Source organism: Janthinobacterium lividum (genome assembly GCF_011601275.1).
GTDB classification, from domain to species: domain Bacteria; phylum Pseudomonadota; class Gammaproteobacteria; order Burkholderiales; family Burkholderiaceae_D; genus Janthinobacterium; species Janthinobacterium lividum_E.
Genome location: NZ_JAAOLY010000052.1, coordinates 1 through 689, shown reverse-complemented (window position 1 = coordinate 689; position 689 = coordinate 1). Strand labels below are relative to the sequence as shown.

Sequence of the window (689 nt, the reverse complement as noted above, 5' to 3'; positions counted from 1 at the left end):
CAGCCCTCCGCGCCACTGCTCAGCCGCAGTACCTTTATCTATTGCGATAAAACAGCGGCGGCCGGCGCGCAGGAGGCAGCCACCCCCGGCGCCCCATGCGCCACCAGCGCCAAGGTACAGCGTCCTTACCTGTATCAAAGCAAGGAAGAGGGCTGGGACCTCGAAGGCGTGGCACTGCCGACGGTGACGATCACCAACACCTTCAACAACAGCGGCGACGCCCGCGAGATCCTGACGGTCACCAGCAGCACCTCCGGCCCGGCGCAAAGCAGCAGCAAGCGCACGACGAATGACTATCTTGCCGATAACACCAGCGGCGACAGCTGGATCCTCGGACGCCTGAAAACGGCCACAGTCCTGAGTGATGTCAGCGGCAGTTCAAGCCTGCTGCCGACCGTGTCGGCTGGTGCGCCCACGTCGGGCTCGGGCACCGATCCGGGCGTTACGCCGATCCAGCCGGCAATGAATCCCGCCACGCTGATGGCCATCATCAACCTGCTGCTGGGAGACGACTGAGATGGCCGCCAACATCAGCACACTCGCCAAAGACGGCAAAGCCGGAACCGCAATGCGACAATTGACTTGCTGGCTGATCGCGCTGTGCGCCTTTGGCACCACCCTGGCGCAGGCGCAGACGCCGGCCAATCCGCTGGCCTACAGCCGTTCCAGCGCCTTCGAATATGACCCGG

Annotated in this window: 1 protein-coding gene; it reads left to right on the top strand. The window is 64.2% G+C overall.

The genetic code is table 11. From position 1 onward, the window contains the following. Positions 1–516: hypothetical protein (locus tag GYK42_RS28795; RefSeq protein WP_205711608.1), on the top strand; the 516-nt coding region annotated here is incomplete at its 5' end. Positions 517–689 lie beyond the last annotated feature (173 nt).